The organism is Plantactinospora siamensis (genome assembly GCF_042434095.1).
Classification (GTDB): Bacteria; Actinomycetota; Actinomycetes; order Mycobacteriales; family Micromonosporaceae; genus KBS50.
This window is the reverse complement of the sequence record NZ_JBHLUE010000026.1, coordinates 25,242-44,431: the sequence shown is the minus strand read 5'-3', so window position 1 is coordinate 44,431 and position 19,190 is coordinate 25,242. Positions and strand designations below refer to the sequence as shown.

Here is a 19,190-nt window from a genome sequence, read left to right as displayed (position 1 = left end):
CCCGCACCGGAGGTGCGCAGTGACGCCCGCTGGGAACTCTCCACGCCTACCGCTGCGGGAGCGGCGCCCGGCGCTGGTCGGCGCGGTCGGCCTGGCCGTCGTCGCCGCCCTGCTGCTGGCCGCCTTCCAGCTCGACTGGCTCGCCGGGTTGACCGGCCGCGCCTACCAGGCCGCCTTCCGGGACGCCAGCGGCCTGGCCGCCGGCAACGAGGTCCGGGTGGCCGGGGTACGCGTCGGCACGGTGACCGCCGTGGAACTGGCCCACGCCGACCGGTCGTACGTGCGGGTCCGGTTCCGGTTGGACGACGACGGCGTACGGCTGGGCACCGAGACCGGCGCGACGATCCGGATCAAGACGGTGCTGGGGCAGAAGTACCTGGCGCTGGCCCCGGCCGGGCCGGGACGGCTGGCCGAGGGCGCGCAGATCCCGCTGGAGCGCACGGCCGCGCCGTTCGACGTGGTGCAGGCGGTCAGCGGCCTCGCCGACACCCTCGACCAGGTGGACACCCGGCAGCTCGCCGCCGCCTTCGACACCCTCAGCCAGACCTTCGCCGACACCCCGACCAGCGTGCACGCCTCGCTGACCGGGCTGTCCCGGCTGTCGCAGACCATCGCCGGCCGCGACGCCGAACTGCGGCAGCTGCTGACCCGGGCGCGCAGCGTCACCGCCGTGCTGGCCGACCGGGACGAGGAGTTCCGCAAGCTGGTCGCCGACGGCAACGCGTTGCTGGCCGAGGTGACCCGGCGGCGCGACGCGATCCACGCGCTGCTGGTCGGCACCAACGACCTGGCCACCCAGCTCTCCGGGCTGGTCGCCGACAACCGGGCCCAGCTCGACCCGGCGCTGCGCCGGCTGCGCGAGGTGGCCGCGATCCTGCAACGCAACCGGGACAACCTGGAAAAGACCATCGCGCGGATGGCCCCGTTCGTCACCGCGTTCGCCAACGTGGTCGGCAACGGCCGCTGGTTCGACTCGTACGTGGACGGGCTGGTTCAGCCGTTCCTGCCCGCGACGGGAGGTCGCTGATGGACAGCCGTCGCTGGCGGCGGATGATCGCCGCGGGCACCGTCCTGGTGCTCGCCGCGGTGGCCGGTCTGCTCGTTCTGCGGCACGGCGGACCGCAGCGGCGGCTCGTCGCCGACTTCAGCCGCGCCGTGGGCATCTTCCCCGGCTCCCAGGTGCGGGTGCTCGGCGTACCGGTCGGCACGGTCACCGCCGTCACCCCGCAGGGCCGTACCGTCCGAGTCGCCATGCGCTACGACGCCGGGGTTCGGGTACCGGCCGACGCGCAGGCGGTGATCGTCCCGCCCAGCGTCGTCAGCGACCGGTACGTCCAGCTCACGCCCGCCTGGTCCGGCGGCGAGACCCTGCCGGACCGGGCCGAGCTGCCGGTCGGCCGCACGGTCGCGCCACTGGAGATCGACGACGTCTACCGCTCGCTCGACGAGTTCAACCGGATGCTGGGGCCGCGCGGGGCCAACGCCGACGGCGCGCTGTCCCGGCTGCTCGGCACCGGCCGCGCCAATCTGGAGGGTAACGGCCAGAGCCTGCACGACACCCTCGACGGCCTGTCCACGGCCCTGACCACCCTGTCCGACGGCCGGCAGGACCTGTTCGGCACGGTGGACAACCTGCAACGGTTCACCACCGCGCTGGCCCGCAGCGACGAGCAGGTGCGCGAATTCAACCAGCGGCTCGCGGACGTGGCCGACCAACTCGCCGGCGAACGGGACGAGCTGGCCGCCGCGCTGCGCAGTCTGGCCACCGCGCTCGCCGACGTCACGACCTTCGTGCGGCAGAACCGCGACCAGCTCTCCGCCAACGTGACGGCCCTGGCCGACATCACCGGAGTCCTCGTCCGACAGCAGAAGGCGGTGATCGACATCCTGGACGTCGCCCCGCTCGCCCTGTCCAACCTCAACCTCGGATACAACCCCCGGTCGGGCACGCTGGACACCCGGGACAACGCGATGGGCCCGTACGACCCGGCCAGCTTCGTCTGTTCGCTGCTGGTCGACCAGCTTCCCAAGCGGGTGCCGGACACGTGCGTGCAGCTCGCCCGTACCCTCCAGGCGCGCAAGCTCCCACTGACCGACCAGCTGCGCACGCTGCTCAAGCTGCCGCCCAACCCCGCACCGGCGGGCCCGGCGGGGCCGGGCCCGGTGACCCCCGCACCGGCGGGCACGGGCGGACCGTCGGCCCCGGTGGACGGCGCCGGAGCACCGGCCCCACCCGGCGGATCGACCTGGGACCCCACCCTCGGCGGCATCCTGCGGGGGCGGCCATGAGGACGGGACGGATCCTGCGGGCGCTGGCCTGCGCCGTGTCGGTCGCGCTGCTGCCCGCCGGGTGCGGCCTGCCGGACCTGGCCGACCTGCCGCTGCCCGGCGGCGCGCCCGCCGGCGACGGCTACACCGTCACCGCGGAGTTCGGCGACGTGCTGGACCTGGTGCCGCACGCGGCGGTCAAGGTCGACGACGTGACGGTCGGCAGCGTCGAGAAGATCTCCCTGGCCGGGTGGACGGCCCGGGTGCGGCTGCGGGTCGACCGGACCGTGCGGCTACCCGGCAACGCCACGGCCGCGGTCCGGCAGAGCAGCCTGCTCGGAGAGAAGTTCGTGTCCCTGGCCGCGCCGGCCACCGAGAAACCCGACGGTCAGCTCGGCGACGGCGCGGTCATCCCGCTGGCCCGTACCAGCCGGGGCGCCGAGGTGGAGGAGGTGCTGGCGGCCCTGGGCCTGTTGCTCAACGGCGGCGGCCTGGCCCAGCTCAAGACGATCACGCAGGAACTCGGTACGGCCCTGGACGGGCGGGAACCGGCCGCGCGGGACGCCCTGCGGCAGCTCGACACCCTGGTCGGCGGCCTGGACCGGCAGAAGGCGGACCTGGTCCGGGCGCTGGACGCGCTGGATCGGCTGACCAGCCGGCTGGCCGCGCAGCGGCAGGTGATCGGGGACGCCACCGACGCCCTCGCCCCCGGACTGACGGTGCTGGCGCAGCAGCGCGCCCAACTCACGGCCGCGCTGACGGCGCTCGGGGAGCTGGGCCGGGTCGGCACGCGGGTGATCGATCGCAGCCGGGACGACACCCTGGCCAGCCTGCGGGCGTTGCGACCGATCCTGGACCAGTTGGTCCGGGCCGGGGACAACCTGCCCCGGTCGCTGGAGTTCATGCTGACGTACCCGTTCCCGCCGAACGTCAATGGCGCCGTCGTCGGCGACTTCGTCAACCTGTCCGCCACGGTCGACCTGGACGCCGCCTCGATCCTGGCCAACCTGGTCGCCGCCCCAGCCGCCCGGACCCCCGTGGCCGGCCGGACTCCCGCGGTCGGCCGCGGCACCGCCCCGGCCGCCCGGCCGAGCCAGGGCGGGTCCGCCGCCAGGCCCGGCGCCGGGACGCGCGGCACCCCCGGACCGGCGCTGCCCGACCTGCCCGGTCTCGCGTGCCTACCGGACCCCGCGAAAATGCCCGCCGTGTGGACCCCGCCGAAGAAGTGCGGGCTGCCCGACGGCTGCGTGCTGCTCAAACCCGGCTCCGCCGTGCCGGTCGGCGGGCTGCTGCCGCCCGGCGGGCTCGTGCCGCCCGGCACCGCCTTTCCGGCCGGTACGAAGCTGCCGCCCGGCACCATCCTGTCGCCGCAGTGCGTCCTGCCGGTGACCGGCGCCGTGACCGGTGCGGTCGGCGGGCTGCCGGACCTGCTCACCGGAGGGCAGCAACCATGATCGGACGTACGGCCCGACTCCAGCTGATCGCCTTCCTGCTGGTCAGCGCGCTCGGCATCGGCTACGTCGGGTTCCGGTACGTCGGGCTCGGCGACCGGTTCTTCGGCGACGGCTACGTCGTGCACGTCGACCTGGCCCGGGCCGGCGGGCTCTTCCCGAACGCGCCGGTGACCTACCGGGGGGTGCCGGTGGGTCGGGTCACCGGGGTCACGCTGCGCGACGGTGGGGCCCGTGCCGACCTGCGGCTGGACGGGTCGATCCGGGTGCCCGACGACCTGCGTGCCGTGGTGGCCCAACGGTCGGCCGTCGGCGAGCAGTACCTGGATCTGCGCCCCGACCGCGACGGCGGGCCGTACCTGGGCGCCGGCGCGGTGATCCCGCGCGACCGCACCGGCGTGCCACTCGCGCCGGAGGCGCTGCTGAGCAACCTCGACGCGCTGGTCCGCTCGGTGGACCCGCGGGACCTGACCGTGTTGATCGACGAACTGGGCACCGCCTTCGAGGGCAACGAGCGGGCGCTGGCCCGCATCCTCGACGCAGGCGACGCGCTGCTCACCGACGCCGACCGGAACCTGCCGCAGACCCTGGCGCTGGTAACGGACGGGCGTACCGTGCTGACCACCCAGGCCGAGTCCACCGCCGCGCTGCGCCGCTGGGCGTCCGGGCTGGCCGCGCTGGCCGCGACGCTGCGCGCGGCCGATCCCGACCTGCGCCGGCTGCTCGCCGCCGAGCCGCCGGCCGGGGCCGAACTGGTGGCCCTGCTGCGCGATCTGGAGCCGTCGATCGGCGCCCTGCTGGGCAACCTCGTCACGGTCAACGGCATCGCCGCCCGCCGCCTGCCGGGGATCGAGCAGGCCCTGGTCGAGTTCCCCATCGCGGTCGCCGGCGGGTTCACCGTCACCCCCGGCGACGGCACCGCCCACCTGGGTCTGGTGGTCAACGTCGGCAATCCGCCGAGCTGCGTGTACCACGGCGGCCGGGTCGGCTGTAGCGCCGCCGACCATGCGCGGGGTTCCGGCGTACGCGGCGCGGACAACGCGCCCCGCCGGGGCGGCGCGTCGGCCGGGGCGGCGTCGGGCCCGTCGGCCGGTGCCGGACCGGCCGACGACGGCTCGACCACGCCGACGTACGACCCGGCGACCAGCCTGGTGCTCGGCCCGGACGGGCGGCCGTTGCAGCTGGGCGGCACCGGCGGTCAGTACCGGCTGGCCGGGGACCAGTCGTGGAAACAACTGTTGCTCGCCGGGGTGACCCCGTGACGGGCGGCCCGAAGGAGGAGCGCGTGCCGGCCCCAGAGGAACACCCGTTGAAGCTGGTCAAGGGACTGACCCAGCCCGCCCGGGAGGTGCGGCTGCGCAGTCTCCCCCGGCGGCCGGCGGAGCCGGTCACCCCGCTGCGGGCCGTCCCCGTACCGGAGGACGCGACGCCGACCGACGCCGCGGTGGGGCAGGTTGCCGCGCTGCTGGCCCGGCTCGACGAGGAACCGGTGACCGACGAACCGTCGGACGGGCCCGCCGGCCCCGCTCCGGTCGCCCGCGTCCCCGCCTTGGCCCCGACCGACGACGCCACCGCGCCGACCGCCGCATCGAGGGACGACGTGGTGTCGGACGCCGCCGGGTCGGCCGGCGACACCACCGGGTCGGCAGGGGCTGCCGCCGAACCGGCCGAGCACACCGGCGCGCCCGCGGCCGACCCGACCGCGCCGGCGGCCGGCCGTGCCGTCCAGCCGCCGGCGGGACACCGCCGGGTGGTGATCGGCCTGCTCGCGCTCGTCCTCGTCGCCGTGGCCGCCGTGGCCGTCGTGCTCGGCCACCGGTGGTACGTCGCCCGCGCGGTGGACGCGGCACACCAGGCCGCGCTCGCCGCCGCGAAGCAGGAGACGGTCAACTTCGTGTCGGTCAGCGCGGCCAGTGTGGACCGGGACCTGCAACGCATCTCGGCCGGCGCGACCGGCGAGTTCAAGGACGAGTTCACCCGGGGCCAGGAGAAGGTCCGGGCGGCGGTGGTGGAGAACAAGGTCGACTCGCGCGGCACGGTGCTGCGCGCCGGCCTGGTCTCCGGGGACCGGCGGTCGGCCACCGTTCTTGTCGCTGTCGACGCGACGGTGAAGAACGCCAAGGCCCCCGACGGGCGGCTGTCGCACTACCGGATCCAGGTCGAGCTGGCCCGCGACCGTGCGTCCGGCACGTGGCTGGTGTCCCGGCTCCAGTTCGTCGGCTGACAGGGAGGAACAGATGCGCATTCTCGACAGGCTGATCCCGTGGTCGCGCCGTGCCGGCCGGCAGAGACCTGCGACGGCGCCGGCGGCTGCCCGCGCGGTCCCGCCGCTGATCGTCAGGCGGGCGGTCCCGGCGTTGATCGTCGCCGTCGTGCTGGCCGCGCTGGCCGCTGGCGTCGCCTGGTACGGCACCCACCGCGCGCAGGAACGGGACCGGGCCGTCCGCCAGTCGCTGGCCACCGCCCCGGCCGCCGCCAAGGCGATCTTCTCGTACGACTACCGCTCGTTCGACAGCAGCGTCGCCAACGGCCGGACCTTCGCCACCGGCGCCTTCGCCGACGAGTACGCCACAACCACCGCCGCACTGAAGGACACGGCCACCAAGCAGCAGGCGGTGGTGCTCGCCGAGGTCTCCTCGACCGGTGTCGTGACCGCGCGCCCGGACCGGGTGGAGCTGCTGGTGTACCTCAACCAGTATCGCCGCAACGTCAGCACGGCCGGCGAGAAGGTCGACCAGAACCGGGTGGTGCTCACCATGGTGCCCGTGAACGGCGACTGGAAGGTCGCCCAAGCCACCGCGATCTGAGCGCGGGAATTCGGTCGCGCGGTCGTGGCGGCCCAACGGTTGCGAGCCCCTGGCCACCGGCGGCCAGTTGTCGCCCGATGATCCCGGGACCTGCGTCTGGGCGGTCCGGCGGTCAGGCGCCAGCGGCGGTGACGATCGCGTCGGTGGCAAAGCCGAGCAGCAGCCCGGCGAGCAGGCCCCAGGTGAAGATGTGTTTGGGCGCCGTACGGCGGCCAACCGCGAGCAGTTCGATGACCACGTACAGGATCGACCCGGCGGCCAGCGCCAGGAAGGCGATGCTGACCAGGTCGTTGGCGAACCGCTGCCCGATCAGCGTGCCCAGGAAGGTGGGCCCTCCACCGATCAGGCCGAGCAGACCCAGGTAGCCCCAGGACGGCCGCGCGCCGGTTGCGGCCATCGGCGCCACGATGCCGAAGCCCTCGGTGGCGTTGTGCAACCCGAACCCGATGATCAGCAGGACGGCCAGGGCGATCTCGCCCTGGGCAGCCGAGCTGCCGATGGCCAGCCCTTCGGCGAAGTTGTGCAATCCGATGCCGACCGCGATCAGCATCGCGAGGTGCCCGGCCCCGCTCCGCCAGGCCGCCCGGTCAGCGTCACGGGCCGGCGTCGGCGCGCCACCGGCCGCGCTCCCGGTGGCGGGTGGGGTGGCGTCGGCCGCCCCGACGCTGACCGCCACCGGCGGGCTCAGCACCGCGGCCGTCGACTCGGCCATCCGGGTCCGGCGGGCCGCCATCCACCGGTCGAAGTACACCAGCCCGAGCAGGCCCACGGCGAGACCACCCGCCAGGACCACCCCATCGACGGCTGCGGCACCGTGGCCTCGCTTGCCGACGGCCTCGTCGAGGGGCTCCCACGCGTGGGTGAGGACGTCCCACAGCAGGAACAGCAGGATGCCGACCGCGGTGGCGTTCAGCAGCGCCCGCATCCGCGGCGCCGGGCTGGGCAGCCGCCCGATCGGGAGGCCGAGGAAGATGGTGAAGCCGGCGATGGCACCGAGCAGGGCGATCTGAGATGTGGACACGGACTCACTCCGGCGACGGGAACACAACTCGAGTTAGGTTAGCCTAACTTCTCCGGTCGAACAAATTCGCCCCCCGGGCACGTCGGCCGGCATCCGCCCTGGTCATCAGCGCGACGCGGGCCGACCGCCGGATCAAAGGCGGCCGCCCGCCGCGGTGTCGGAACCCGCTGGGCAATGATCCACGCCACGAACCGCAGATATCTGCGTCGTTCAGGACGGGTACGCATTGCCAGGGGTCGTTGCGATCAGCACATCGGCCACCGGCCGCCAGCCCAGCGTCGTGTACAGGCGTTGACCGTCCTCGCTGGCGACGAGAATGCCGTGTTCGACGCCCTCGTCGATCGCGGACCGGGTGAGTGCGCCCATGACCGCGCTGGCCAGGCCCTTGCGGCGGTGAGCCGGCACGGTTTCGATCCGGTCTGCCACCGCATCCGTCCCGGCCAGTCCCATCGTCCCGCGCGCACCGATCGCTCCGGACTCGTGCCGGACCGTGGCGGTGACCACGCTGTCGCCGCCATGCGAGTCGACCTGGGTCAGGAGCCGGTACGGCGCCACCGGCACGCTCTGCGGAAGCCCGCGAAGATCGGCCGCCATCAGCAGTTCCGAGTCCTTGAGCACGATCAGGCCGGCGGCCACCAGTGCCGAAGCGGCCCTCGCCGGGTCGGTGGTGGGCACGGTCAACCAGGTGACGGCGTCCTCGCCAGCGACCAGCTCAGCCAGCGTGGTAAGCGAGGCGAGATCCTCGTCGGCATCGAGCGCGACGTACTCGATGTCGCGGCCGGGCTGCATGCACCGGACCCGCAACGCGCCGCCCACATCCTCGGCGACGGGCAACGCGCGCGCCACGCCCCAGCCGCGCTGCCAGCGGACGATGAGATCTCGCAGGTTGCTCACCCATCGAGTAGATCACTTGTCCGTGAGCGGCCCGCCACACCCTGGCACGCGATGAGCCCGAGATCACGTCAACGGATCGGCCGGACCCCCGTTCCAGCGATCCGCGGCACTGGCCGTGCCGATACTGAGGTGTTCCTAAGGTTCGCCGACGGAAGCATGAAGGCTGCCTTGTTGAGCTTGGGATGGCGGGGACGAACCCGCCACAACCCAACACGAGGGAGTCCCATGCGTACCAGAAGGATGTTGGCGACCGCCGCGGTGGCGACCGTCGCGGTGGTCTCCGTGACCGCTGGGTCCGCGGCCTCCGCCGCCACCGGGTCCCGGCCGGCCGGGAAGGGCTCGGTGGCCGTTGCGGCGAACGCGAAGCCCGGGCCGGACAAGGGCGACCAGGAGGCGCGACTGCGCAAGATCGCGGCGAGCCTGCACGTGAGCCTGGCGAGGCTGGAGAACGCGCTGCGCGACATGAAGATGACCAGCCTTCGGCTGGGTGTCGAGCCAACCGATCCGCGGGTGGTCGCCGTGTTCGCCAAGGATCTCGGCATCAGCGACGCCAAGGCTCGGGCGGTGATCAAGGAGATCGTCGGTCAGCCCGGACCGGGCAAGTCCGGCAAGCCGGAGAAGGGCGGCGACCAGGACGCTCTCCTGCGCAAGATCGCCGCGAGCCTGCACGTGAGCCTCGCGACGCTGGACAACGCGCTGCGCGACGTGAAGATTGCCAGCGGCAGGCTCGGCGCCGACCCGACCGACCCGCGGGTGGTCGCGGTGTTCGCCAAGGACCTGCACATCGGCAACGCTCAGGCACTCAAGATCCTCACGGAGATCGTGGGTCGGCCCGGCGTGACCCCGCCTGGAAAGACCCCGCCGAGCAAGCCGTCGGCGCCCGCACCGTCGGGTAAGGCGTGACACCACAATAAGTCGTGCGCGTTCTGATAGTCGACGACGATGAAGCGGTGCGGCGCGCGCTGATGCACGCGCTGCACCGCGACGGCTACGGCGTGGCCGAGGCGGCCGACGGGGGCGCCGCGCTCGAGCATGCGGCGGGCGGGGGCATTCAAGCGATCGTGCTTGACGTCCTGATGCCCGAGCCGAACGGCTTGGAGGTCTGCCGCATCCTGCGCGAACGCGGCGACGAGACGCCGATCCTCATGCTGACGGCCCGCGACCTGGTCGCCGACCGGGTCGCCGGGCTCGACGCCGGGGCCGACGACTACCTCGTCAAGCCGTTCGCCCTGGATGAGCTGCGGGCCCGGCTGCGCGCCCTGCTCCGGCGCGGCGGTCAGGCCCGCGACACGCTCACCTTCGCCGACCTGGAACTCGACCTGGCCGCGTGCAGGGCCCGGCGCGGCGAGCGCGTGCTGTCGCTGACCCGAACCGAGTACGCGCTGCTCGAACTGTTCCTGCGCAACCCGCGCCGGGTGCTCAGCCGCAGCGCGATCTTCGAGGCGGTCTGGGGCTACGACTTCGGTCCCGGCTCCAACGCGCTGTGGGTCTACATCAGCTATCTGCGGTCCAAACTGGAGGCGGACGGCGAGGCGCGGCTCATCCAGACCGTACGCGGCCTCGGATACGTGCTGCGGGAGGAGCCGTGACCCTCCGCGCGCGGGTCTCTCTGGTCTGCGGCCTGGCCGTGTTCGTCGCTCTGTTCGCGGCGGCGCTCGTGGTCTACCTGGCCGCCGACCGTGAACTGCACAACCAACTGGACAGCTCGCTGGTGTCGGCCGCGTCCAACGCGCCGGAATTCGCCAAGAAGCTCAAGCTGCGGGCCATCGAAACGGGCATGCCCTCACCCGACGGGGTGCTGGTCGTCGGTGACACGGTGCTCCAGTTCGTCTCGTTCGACGAGGCGAAGCAGGCGGCCCCGCCGACCGGGCCCGGTCCATCGGGCGGGTTCGGCCCGCTGACGAATGACGATATGGAGCTCGCCCACGGCGGGCGGAGCCCGTACTTCTCCTCCGTGACGTACCAGGGCCGACCGTACCGGATGTACACCGCGTCCTGGCTGCAGCCCGACGGGCTGGTCCGGGTCGCCCGCCCCGAGTCGGCCGCCATCGTGCCACTCGAACGGCTGGGTCTCGTCCTGGCCGCGTTGATGCTCGGCGGCACGCTCGCCGTGGCCCTCGGCGCGCGGCTGCTGGCCGGACGGGCGCTGCGGCCGGTGCGGGCGCTGACCGAGACCGTCGAGCACGTGACCGCGACCCAGGACCTGGCGCTCGATCTGCGGGGGCGCGTGGACATGGACGGCCGGGACGAGATCGCCCGGCTAGCCCGGTCCTTCGCCGCGATGATGGCCACCCTCGACGACGCCGTGCAGACCCAACGCCGGCTGGTCGCCGACGCCTCGCACGAGCTGCGCACCCCGCTGACCAGCCTGACCACCAACCTCGAACTACTCGCCGAGGAGGGCGGCCTGGCCGACCCGCAGGCCCCGGCGCTGCTGGGCTCGGCCCGGGAGCAGAGCGGCGAACTTCGCGCCCTGATCAACGACCTGGTAGACCTGGCCCGCTACGGCCAGACCGAGACCCACCGCGAGGACGTACGCCTGGACCTGCTGGCCGACGCCGTGCTCGCTCGGGCCGCCAGGGGCGCCCCACGCGCCCGCTTCGAGACCCATCTCGACGAGTGCTTCGTACACGCCGACCCCGACGCGATCGAGCGAGCAATCGGCAACCTGGTGGACAACGCGGTGAAGTGGAGCCCACCCGACGGCGTCGTCACGGTCACCGTCACCGCCGACGACCAAGAGGCAGCAGTGAGCGTCGCCGACGAGGGCCCCGGCATTCCCCCCGACGACCTTCCACACATCTTCGACCGCTTCTATCGTTCCCCGGCCGCCCGCTCGAAACCCGGCTCCGGCCTGGGCCTGTCGATAGTGCGCCAGATAGCCGACACCCACGCCGGCCGAGTCCTGGCCTCCCCCACACCCACCGGCACCGAAATGCGCCTGGTCCTGCCATTGGGGCGGTTCGCCACCAGCGGCTCCTGACCGTGATCGGGCCGCAGCGGCTCGGAACCCGTGGTCCACACCGTCCGGCCGTCCGCCGGATTGGTGAGGGACGGGCCGATGTCCGCCATGCTGCCCTGGGTTCCTCTATGGGAAGTGACACGCGACGTCTGCGGCAGATGTGCGCATACCTGAGGCACCGCGAACCGTGGGATAGGAAGGACAGGCATGGGGACGTGCCGGGGTGAGGGGACGAGACGCCGAACGGCGGCCCGCTGAACCAGTCGGGCCGCCGTTTCGGGGAATCTGAATCAGAGCGGGCGGATGTTCTCCGCCTGCGGGCCCTTCTGGCCCTGGGTGATGTCGAACTCCACCTTCTGGTTCTCGTCGAGGCTGCGGAAGCCGCTCGTCGAGATCGCGGAGAAGTGGGCGAAGACGTCGGCGCCGCCGTCGTCCGGGGTGATGAAGCCGAAGCCCTTGTCGGCGTTGAACCACTTCACGGTGCCTGTAGTCATGTCTGCTCCTTCGCAGGCCAGTCGGAGGCCGCACTGTGCGGACCCTTACGCCGCCGCGTTGATCACCCGCGTCGAAACGACACGAAAACGAAAGGCGCCTGGATGGGTTTCAGATGCCCCATCAGGCGCCGGAAAACGTCTACGGAAATCAAAACTGCAACTCGGCCACCGTAGCACATGATCGATCCACACCGCGCCCGGCGACCCGGCGCGCCGGAAATCGTGGATGCGCTCACCCTCGGTGACGCCGCTCTCCTCGACGAGATGCGTAGCCTCTCACCATCCTCGAGGCCCTCAACACCGCAACCGGCCCCGACCGCGCCGACCTGCTCGACAGGCTTACCACGTTCCAGGACGTCCGGCCGAGGGCGGCCCGGCACCAGACACCGCCCCGCCCTCGCCCGGCGATTCAGCCGCCGGTGGCCGCGGTCCCCGACGGGGCCGGGTCCACGTCGGGTACGGCGAACCGGGGGTTGTGGCCGGCCGCGACGACCCGCATGACGAATCCGGCTGCCTCCTCTGCCTGCCCGGCGCCGGCCAGGCCGGCGATCAGCGCCGGCCGGCCGCCGAGATCCCGGATCAGCGCCGAGGCCTGCTCGACGGCGTCCGGCGCGTCGCCGCAGATCACCACCACGGGCGCCCGGTCCTGCGGCCCGGCATACGGCCACGACGTTCCCGCGAACAGGTGCAGCGCCTTGACGGCGTGGGCGCCGACCGCCGTACCGGCCACCAACTCCGCCGCCGAGGCGGACCCGGGCTTCAACTCGCCGGTCGCGTAGTCGACCGCGTTGGTGCAGTCGATGACCGTTTTTCCGGCCAGCGTCCCCTGGTCCGCGCCAACCAGGGCCAACGCCTCCCGCAGCCCGTCCCAGGCAACGGCGACCACCACCACGTCGACCTGCGATGCGAACCTCGCCGGATCGACCACGCCGGCGCCGAGACCGATCTGCTCGGCCGCCGCCGCGGCATGTTTCGGGTCACGGCCGGTTATCCGCACCGAGTGACCGGCGCCCGACCACACCCGGCCCAGACTTCGGGCCAGGGCGCCGGTGCCGAGGATTCCCACCCGCACAGCAATCTCCTTCGCGTCAAATGGGTACTGCACGCCACGCTACGAAGGACGTTCCTACCGACTGGTAGGACAACGACGGGAGTATGGATCCCATGCTCGACGGGGATTGCCAGACGTTCGTGGCCGACTGCCATGTGCGGGCGGCGGCGGAGTTGCTCAGCCACTCGTGGGATCCCGTCGTGCTGTCGGCGCTGCGCCCGGGGCCGCTGAGGCGCAAGGACCTGCTCGATCGCATCGGCGGCATCAGCGACAAGGTGCTGACCGAGTCGTTGCGGCGACTGCGGTCACGAGGACTGGTCATGAAGATCTCGGACACGGATCGGCCGCCGTGCCCGCCCCCCGGCGCCGTCTACCGGTTGTCCTCGCTGGGTGAGTCGCTGGCGACCGGTCCCCTCGCGAGCCTCGCCCAGTGGGCCGCCGCCCATCAGGCTGAACTGGCGTAGGCGATTCTGCCTCTACAGTCCCTGCCTGGAGATCGAGGCGGCCGCCCTATCGGCCGTCACCCTTCGACGGGAAGCCGGCCCCGGGCGTCGGCTCGGGTAGTGCCAGCGCGGCCGCGGCGGAGGCAGCGTTCCTGGCCAGCAGTGACCGTGCCTCGTCGGGGTTCCTTCGGGCGATCGCCATCACCTGGCGTACCCGATCCAGCCCCCGCTGGACCCACAGGCTCGGGATGGGGTGCCGCCGGTCCTCGTCGGCGGAGCGCTCCGCCTCCTGCGCCGCGTCGGCCGCCGCCGCCAGGTCGCCACGGACCAGGTGCAGGTAGGTCAGCTCCTCGGCGGTGTTCATATCCAGCCAGTCGACACCGAGCGCGGGGTCCGGCGCCGCCTGATCGCGCAGGTGGTCGAGGTAGCCGTCGAGGCTGCCGTACCGGTCGAGGAAGGGCGCGCCCTGCACCAGGATCGCCCGGGTCATCGCAGCCATCACGGGTTCGTAGTCGTCCACGGAGGCCGGCTCGTCCCACGCGCCAGTTAGCGGCACCGCGCAGGTGTAGCCGTTGACCCGCGGGGTGGCCAGGAACTGGACCACCGCGTCGAGCCGCACCGCCGGGGCGTGTCGGGACGGCCGGAGCACGATCTGCTGGACGGTCCAACCGACTTCGCCCCGGATCAACGCGCCGCCGGCGACCGCCCACTGGCCGGGCAGTGCCGGTACCAGGAACCGGCGAACAGCACCGTTCCAGCGACGGGTGTTCAGGGTCGTCCTCCTCGGTCAGCAGCGCCCGGCTAGCACGGACATTGGCTTGTAGCGCGGCGGCAACTGGGCGACGCGGGCAGCGCCTTGAGGCGGTGAACCTTCTGAAGCACGCCGGCGATGTCTTCGCGGACGGCACAGTAGGTGGCCTCCGTGACGCTCCGTGGCTGCAAGCTTCAGCAAAGCCGAGCTGTTGAGCAAACGTCCGCCCCCGTCGCTGCCTCCGGCGCACGCGAGGGTACGGCCGGCCCGGCCGATCCCGGCGAAGGGTTGCCAGCAGGCCGGGACTGAAGTTACCCCGACCGGCCGGACACCTGTACTCGTCGCGCTGCCCCGTATCGTCCAGCATGGGCACATGACCAGTCTGACCGGAGAGCAGATCGCCAGCGAGGGCCTCATCGGCTGGGCCTGCTTCTATGACAGCCTGGAGACACGGATCGCCACGCCGGACTTCGCGACCGGGCTGGCGCTCGTTGCCGCCATGGGTGCCGCCGCCGATCAGGTCGGCCACCACCCCAACGTCAACCTGCGCTACAGCCACGTGGACGTCCGGCTGAACAGCCAGGATAAGCGGGGCGTGACCGCCCGCGACGTGCAGCTGGCCCGCGCCATCAGCGCCCTGGCCGCGGACGCCGGCCTGCGCCCGTCCAGCGGCCCGGTGTCCCGACTCGACATCGCCCTGGACACGCCGGACCGCAGCCGGGTGATGCCGTTCTGGGAGGCAGTGTTCGGGCTGGTCCAGGCCGATAACTCCGACCCGGGCATCGACCTGACCGACCCGGCCGACAAGCTGCCGACCCTGTGGTTCCAGCAGTCCGGCCACGAGGAACCGCGCCAGCGCTGGCACCACGACCTGTGGATCGATCCGGCCAAGGTGCGACCCCGTATTGATGCCGCGATCGCGGCGGGTGGACGCCTGGTCAGCGACGAGCGGGCCCCGGCGTACTGGGTCCTGGCCGACCCGGACGGCAGATCTGCCTGTGCACCTGGCAGAGCCGCGACGACTACTCGACACGATCCACGGCTCGTCGATCACCAACCTCAAGAGCTACGTCCGGACCCACTTACGCAACGTCCCGGCCGTGCCGATCCCGAGCCGGGCTGGCACCGCCGTGATCACCACCCAGTCCGACTCGTAGTTCGGCCGCACCTCCGCGACCATCCGCACCGCCCGCTCCCGCAGCTCCTGCGGATACGGCTTCGTTCCTGCCATCTCTCCATCCTTCTCAAGCGGGCAAATCTCTACAAGATCCGGGGCGGTTCAAAGGTGCGCATTGCGCTTGGCTTGGGGGTGTCTGACCCGGCGCCACCGGTGCTGACCGGATCGCGACATGGAAGCATGGCACGCGGTCGCGCCAAGAATGCGCGGCACGCCGATCCGCTGATGATCTACGCTGAGTCTGTTGACTCGCTCGCGTGGGAGGGTGAATGCCTACGGCGGCGGACTATCTCGCGATCACCCCGTCGGCGGCTCGTACGCAATGGCGCTCCGTCGTCGTGCGTTCGCGGGCTGTCGAGGGCGGCCGGCAGGTCGCCTTTACCCCGGTGGAGACGCTGTTGTGCTTGGCCGCGAGCCTGCTGGTCAACCACCGCCGCTACGGCGGGTCAACGGCGCACCGTGCCGAGGAGCCGGTCCCCAGCCTGGCGCGGCTGTTCAAGCGTCCGAACAGCAGCATCCTGGCGAAGATGGCCAATCTCGACGGTAGCCGCCGCAACGGTGCCCGACACGAGGTGGAGGTCGCCGCCCGTCTGCTTGGCGGTCAGGACGAGCTGGCGAACGTGTATCGAATCATCGTGCGGGCGGCCCGTGACGTCGGTGTCACGGAGGACGACCTGCCCGACTTCCTATACCTGGAACACGACGACGCGCCGCTGATCCTCCTCGGCCAGGAGGAGCTGAGTACCACCGACATTGCCGACGCCGTCCAGACGGAGCACCCTGACATCACCGACCGGTTGACCGAGCTGCTCCTGATCGCCGCAGCGCGCGTCGGGCAGCACCGCTTCGCCCGCGACGTACTACGCAATCACGATCACCGCTGCGTGTTCTGCGGCCTTGCCGTTACCGTCGATGACCGACGGGCCCCGCGGATGCTCGTCGCATCTCACATCAAGCCGTGGCGGAAAAGCAACGCGCATGAACGCCTCGATGTCGCCAACGGCCTCACTGCCTGCCCCACGCACGACGTTGCGTTCGACACCGGTCTACTCACCGTCAACGGCGGCCTGCGCATCCACATCCACACCGACCTGCACCGTAGGGCCGACGCCGACCCAGCCCTACAGGCAGCGTTCGGCCGACCGCCCCTGGCCGAACGTCTCCTCCTGCCCGCCGACGCTCTGCCACCCCAGCGCGCCTACCTCGACTGGCACCAAACCCACGTGTACCGCGGGACGTCCGTCAGGTTCGATGGGTAACGAGGGGTACGTTCCTTACCCCTAACCCGCTGCGAGGGCGCGCCATGAGGGGCCCTAAACGGGTCATCTGCGAACCGGAGAAGGTCGCCGCCCGCAGGCCCCCGCCCAGACGCCGGCGTCACAAACGGGCAAGCTGCCGCGCTTGTATCGATCGATGACGTGGGAGTTCAAACTCGTGGTCGACGGCGTCTTTCATCCGCCGGATTACCCCGTCCCTGAGGGCCGGCGACGACCCCCCGCCGCGATAGCGGCGTCAATACGGGGTCGCACCTCGGCCGGATCGATCCACAGGTCGTGGTGCCAGCGCTGGCGTGGCTCCTCGTCGCCGGACTACTGGAACCACAGGGTCGGCAGCTTGTCGGCCGGGTCGGTCAGGTCGATGCCCGGGCGTCGACCGACGTCGTCTCGACGTTCTCGCGGCCCGGGAGCGGACCGTCGCAACCGAGATCGGCGTTGGACGGACGAACGCACAGATCGCCGCGAGGCACCATCTCAGCCTGGCGGCCGTCAAGAGCCACCTGTCGGCGATCCTCACCAAGCTGGACCTCAACAACCGCGTGCAGGTGGCACTGCTCCTGCGTGGGGCGGGGCCCGTCCCCTCGCAGTGATCGCACCACGCTGCTCCTGCCCGGTGACCCGCCGGGACTCGTCCCGCCAGGTAGACTTTCGGCCGGTCCTACCCCCGCCGACAGGCTACCGGGGACAGGGCCCGCTCCTTCTTTGGTTAGGCGATCGGATGCCTTGGCCGGATTCCGGAGCCGGTTGGCCTGCCTAGCGTCGAGGTCATGACGATTTCACTCCGACGGACTCCCGTGCCCTCGGTGCCCCTACGGGTCGCGACGGCGCTGGCCGCCACCGCGCTGGCCCTGACCGGGTGCACCGCGGGAATCGACACGGAGGTATCACCCACGCCGGACCGACCCGCGCCAACCCCGAAGCCGATGGACTGGAAGGAATGCGGGCAGGGTCTCGACTGCGCGACCATCATGGTGCCACTGGAGTACTCGAACCCCGACGGCACGCAGATCCCGCTCGCCGTGACCCGGCACCGCGCCACCGACCCGGGCAGGCGGATCGGCAGCCTGCTCATCAACCCGGGCGGCCCGGGCGTGCTGGCCACCGAGACGGTCGCGTCCATCAACGCCGCCAACCCCTACTCCCCTGCTGTCGTCGCCCGGTTCGACGTCGTCGGCATGGACCCGCGCGGGGTCGGGAAATCCGGCGCCGTACGTTGCCTCACCGACGAGCAGCGGGCCGAGCAGGCGGCCGAGAACCGGGACCCGCGCATCCCGGGTGGAAAGCCGTTCGACCAGTTGCTCGCCGACGCCCGCACCTTCACGAAGGGCTGCCTGGACCATCAGAGCCCCGAGTTCCTGGCAAGCCTGTCCACCGACAACGTGGCCCGAGACTTGGACCAGGTGCGCGCCGCGCTCGGCGAGGACAAGATCACCTTCTACGGCGCCTCCTACGGCACGGTGGTGGGTCCCATGTACGCCACGCTGTTTCCTGACCGCGTACGCCAGATGGTGATCGACGCACCGATGGACACCGACCTATGGCAGAACGACCCGCTGAGGCTCCTGGACGAGGTCTCCCGCGCCAACGAGGAGACGCTCAACGCCTGGTTCCACACCTGCCGTACCGAGAGCGTGCAGGTGTGCCCCTTCGGCAACGGTGACCCCGAGGCCGCGCTCGACGCCCTGGTCACCAAGCTAGAGGCCACACCGCTGAAGGTCCCCCCGATAAAGGACCTCTCGCCGGGCGGCACCCTCGACGGAGCGGTGGCCCTGGAGGCGGTACGGGCCGCCGCGGGCAACCGAGCACTCTGGCCCGTGCTCACCGCGGCTCTGCTCGCGGCACAACAGGGCAACGGCGCAGGTCTGTTCTTCGTCGCCTCGAAGGTCACTGTCGCGCCGTTCGGCGGCCCGTTCGCGACCCTTCAGGAGGCGCACAACGCCGTCCGGTGCGCCGACTGGCCGAAGCTGGGGGCCCTGTCCCAGCATCAGGCCGCCGCGAAGAAGATCGCCGAACGCGGCGAACGGCTCGGCAGCCGGGCCGCCTACAGCGCGCTCAACTGCGCGCTGTGGCCCGTCGAGAACAAGGACCGGTTCACGCGGGAACTCACCGGCGCCGGCGCCCCGCCGATCCTGGTGGTCGGCGGCCGGGTGGACCCCGTCACCCCGTATTACTGGGCGCAGGCCACGGCTAAGCGGCTCAAGGGTGCCGTCCTGCTCACCCGCGAGGGCGTCGGACACACGTCGTACCGCAGTAGCGGCCCGTGCGTCGACACGGCCGTGGACGCCGTGCTGATCGACGGAGCACTGCCCGCCGGCGGCACCGTGTGCAGCGCCGTACCCCCGGGCACCACCCGGCCGCCAGCGGCCGGCCCGCAGGGGCCGCGCTGACGACTCAGCGCGTCGGCCGTCGGCGCTGCCCGTGCGTGGGCCCTCGCCCGTCCTTGCCGAGCGAGGGCCCACGGTGCAGATGAAGCCGATCTGAAGGTCGAGGTGCCCCTCACCTGGCCGACGCGAGGGGAGGTGAGACGAGGCGCGCCACTCGGCTCCCTTCACGGACCGGGTCGTCCACGGACTGGCCGGTCCGCCCGCAGGGCC

General features: G+C 72.0%; 18 protein-coding genes and 2 pseudogenes. 14 read left to right on the top strand and 6 right to left on the bottom strand.

The features are described from left to right. The first annotated feature begins 19 nt into the window (after positions 1-19). From ACFFHU_RS25555 to ACFFHU_RS25530, 6 genes are read left to right on the top strand one after another with little or no spacing between them, the layout of a single operon-like run. A complete protein-coding gene (locus ACFFHU_RS25555) occupies positions 20-1,027 on the top strand; it encodes an MCE family protein (RefSeq protein ID WP_377342793.1) in 1,008 nt (335 codons plus the stop codon). Next, positions 1,027-2,289 (top strand): MCE family protein, encoded by a 1,263-nt coding sequence (locus ACFFHU_RS25550; RefSeq protein ID WP_377342792.1) that lies wholly within the window; start codon positions 1,027-1,029, stop codon positions 2,287-2,289. Before ACFFHU_RS25555 ends, ACFFHU_RS25550 begins: the two co-directional genes overlap by 1 nt. Next, positions 2,286-3,722 (top strand): MCE family protein, encoded by a 1,437-nt coding sequence (locus ACFFHU_RS25545; RefSeq protein ID WP_377342791.1) that lies wholly within the window; start codon positions 2,286-2,288, stop codon positions 3,720-3,722. The genes ACFFHU_RS25550 and ACFFHU_RS25545 overlap by 4 nt, the downstream gene beginning before the upstream one ends. Then, a complete protein-coding gene (locus tag ACFFHU_RS25540) occupies positions 3,719-4,981 on the top strand; it encodes an MCE family protein (RefSeq protein WP_377342790.1) in 1,263 nt (420 codons plus the stop codon). The genes ACFFHU_RS25545 and ACFFHU_RS25540 overlap by 4 nt, the downstream gene beginning before the upstream one ends. A 23-nt stretch (positions 4,982-5,004) precedes the next feature. After that, on the top strand, positions 5,005-5,943 hold the full coding sequence (locus ACFFHU_RS25535; RefSeq protein WP_377342789.1) for an Rv1363c family protein: 939 nt from the start codon (positions 5,005-5,007) through the stop codon (positions 5,941-5,943). Between the two features lie 13 nt (positions 5,944-5,956). Then, the gene (locus ACFFHU_RS25530) at positions 5,957-6,526 is read left to right on the top strand and encodes a hypothetical protein (protein WP_377342788.1); all 570 of its coding nucleotides are present in this window, start codon (positions 5,957-5,959) and stop codon (positions 6,524-6,526) included. A 112-nt stretch (positions 6,527-6,638) separates the two neighbouring features. Here the strand turns inward: ACFFHU_RS25530 and ACFFHU_RS25525 are convergent, their stop codons facing one another. Both ACFFHU_RS25525 and ACFFHU_RS25520 read right to left on the bottom strand, forming a co-directional pair. Continuing rightward, the gene (locus ACFFHU_RS25525; RefSeq protein ID WP_377342787.1) at positions 6,639-7,547 is read right to left on the bottom strand and encodes a ZIP family metal transporter; all 909 of its coding nucleotides are present in this window, start codon (positions 7,545-7,547) and stop codon (positions 6,639-6,641) included. Between the two features lie 210 nt (positions 7,548-7,757). Next, positions 7,758-8,393 (bottom strand): GNAT family N-acetyltransferase, encoded by a 636-nt coding sequence (locus ACFFHU_RS25520; RefSeq protein WP_377342786.1) that lies wholly within the window; start codon positions 8,391-8,393, stop codon positions 7,758-7,760. A 273-nt stretch (positions 8,394-8,666) separates the two neighbouring features. Here ACFFHU_RS25520 and ACFFHU_RS25515 point away from each other — a divergent pair, with 273 nt between their 5' ends. Genes ACFFHU_RS25515 through ACFFHU_RS25505 form a run of 3 tightly spaced genes read left to right on the top strand, consistent with a single transcriptional unit; the run spans position 8,667 to position 11,424 of the window. Then, positions 8,667-9,344 carry a hypothetical protein gene (locus tag ACFFHU_RS25515; RefSeq protein ID WP_377342785.1) on the top strand — a complete coding sequence of 226 codons (678 nt, stop codon included), beginning with the start codon at positions 8,667-8,669 and terminating at the stop codon, positions 9,342-9,344. Between the two features lie 14 nt (positions 9,345-9,358). Then, on the top strand, positions 9,359-10,030 hold the full coding sequence (locus ACFFHU_RS25510; RefSeq protein WP_377342784.1) for a response regulator transcription factor: 672 nt from the start codon (positions 9,359-9,361) through the stop codon (positions 10,028-10,030). Further along, on the top strand, positions 10,027-11,424 hold the full coding sequence (locus tag ACFFHU_RS25505) for a sensor histidine kinase (RefSeq protein WP_377342783.1): 1,398 nt from the start codon (positions 10,027-10,029) through the stop codon (positions 11,422-11,424). The genes ACFFHU_RS25510 and ACFFHU_RS25505 overlap by 4 nt, the downstream gene beginning before the upstream one ends. Before the next feature lie 269 nt (positions 11,425-11,693). Here the strand turns inward: ACFFHU_RS25505 and cspE are convergent, their stop codons facing one another. Together cspE and ACFFHU_RS25495 are read right to left on the bottom strand one after the other, a co-directional pair. Further along, positions 11,694-11,897 carry a transcription antiterminator/RNA stability regulator CspE gene (cspE, locus tag ACFFHU_RS25500; RefSeq protein WP_377342782.1) on the bottom strand — a complete coding sequence of 68 codons (204 nt, stop codon included), beginning with the start codon at positions 11,895-11,897 and terminating at the stop codon, positions 11,694-11,696. Between the two features lie 409 nt (positions 11,898-12,306). Then, entirely contained in the window at positions 12,307-12,969 is a 663-nt protein-coding gene (locus ACFFHU_RS25495) for an NADPH-dependent F420 reductase (RefSeq protein WP_377342781.1), read from the bottom strand. A gap of 83 nt (positions 12,970-13,052) precedes the next feature. Here ACFFHU_RS25495 and ACFFHU_RS25490 point away from each other — a divergent pair, with 83 nt between their 5' ends. Then, positions 13,053-13,412: a winged helix-turn-helix transcriptional regulator gene (locus ACFFHU_RS25490; protein ID WP_377342780.1), complete on the top strand. Its 360-nt coding sequence runs from the start codon at positions 13,053-13,055 to the stop codon at positions 13,410-13,412. 46 nt (positions 13,413-13,458) lie between these two features. Here ACFFHU_RS25490 and ACFFHU_RS25485 read toward each other — a convergent pair whose 3' ends face one another. Beyond that, a complete protein-coding gene (locus ACFFHU_RS25485) occupies positions 13,459-14,079 on the bottom strand; it encodes a hypothetical protein (protein WP_377342779.1) in 621 nt (206 codons plus the stop codon). A 436-nt stretch (positions 14,080-14,515) separates the two neighbouring features. On the opposite strand from ACFFHU_RS25485, the pseudogene ACFFHU_RS25480 reads away from it, so the two are divergent. Continuing rightward, a pseudogene (locus tag ACFFHU_RS25480) lies at positions 14,516-15,082 on the top strand (4a-hydroxytetrahydrobiopterin dehydratase); the annotation flags it as partial. A 132-nt stretch (positions 15,083-15,214) separates the two neighbouring features. On the opposite strand, the pseudogene ACFFHU_RS25475 reads toward ACFFHU_RS25480, so the two are convergent. Then, a pseudogene (locus ACFFHU_RS25475) lies at positions 15,215-15,373 on the bottom strand (IS3-like element ISMyma3 family transposase); the annotation flags it as partial. Between the two features lie 215 nt (positions 15,374-15,588). Between ACFFHU_RS25475 and ACFFHU_RS25470 the strand changes: the two are divergent. From ACFFHU_RS25470 to ACFFHU_RS25460, 3 genes are all read left to right on the top strand, one after another. Then, positions 15,589-16,578 carry an HNH endonuclease gene (locus tag ACFFHU_RS25470; protein ID WP_377342778.1) on the top strand — a complete coding sequence of 330 codons (990 nt, stop codon included), beginning with the start codon at positions 15,589-15,591 and terminating at the stop codon, positions 16,576-16,578. A gap of 311 nt (positions 16,579-16,889) precedes the next feature. After that, positions 16,890-17,186 (top strand): response regulator transcription factor, encoded by a 297-nt coding sequence (locus tag ACFFHU_RS25465; RefSeq protein ID WP_377342777.1) that lies wholly within the window; start codon positions 16,890-16,892, stop codon positions 17,184-17,186. A 177-nt stretch (positions 17,187-17,363) separates the two neighbouring features. Next, positions 17,364-18,983 (top strand): alpha/beta hydrolase, encoded by a 1,620-nt coding sequence (locus tag ACFFHU_RS25460; protein WP_377342776.1) that lies wholly within the window; start codon positions 17,364-17,366, stop codon positions 18,981-18,983. Positions 18,984-19,190: the final 207 nt, after the last annotated feature.

Coding starts and splice junctions, on each gene's coding strand:
- ACFFHU_RS25550 (WP_377342792.1), top strand. CDS start 1,027: ATGGACAGCCGTCGCTGGCGGCGGATGATCGCCGCGGGCACCGTCCTG.
- ACFFHU_RS25545 (WP_377342791.1), top strand. CDS start 2,286: ATGAGGACGGGACGGATCCTGCGGGCGCTGGCCTGCGCCGTGTCGGTC.
- ACFFHU_RS25540 (WP_377342790.1), top strand. CDS start 3,719: ATGATCGGACGTACGGCCCGACTCCAGCTGATCGCCTTCCTGCTGGTC.
- ACFFHU_RS25530 (WP_377342788.1), top strand. CDS start 5,957: ATGCGCATTCTCGACAGGCTGATCCCGTGGTCGCGCCGTGCCGGCCGG.
- ACFFHU_RS25515 (WP_377342785.1), top strand. CDS start 8,667: ATGCGTACCAGAAGGATGTTGGCGACCGCCGCGGTGGCGACCGTCGCG.
- cspE (WP_377342782.1), bottom strand. CDS start 11,897: ATGACTACAGGCACCGTGAAGTGGTTCAACGCCGACAAGGGCTTCGGC.
- ACFFHU_RS25490 (WP_377342780.1), top strand. CDS start 13,053: ATGGATCCCATGCTCGACGGGGATTGCCAGACGTTCGTGGCCGACTGC.
- ACFFHU_RS25470 (WP_377342778.1), top strand. CDS start 15,589: ATGCCTACGGCGGCGGACTATCTCGCGATCACCCCGTCGGCGGCTCGT.
- ACFFHU_RS25460 (WP_377342776.1), top strand. CDS start 17,364: ATGACGATTTCACTCCGACGGACTCCCGTGCCCTCGGTGCCCCTACGG.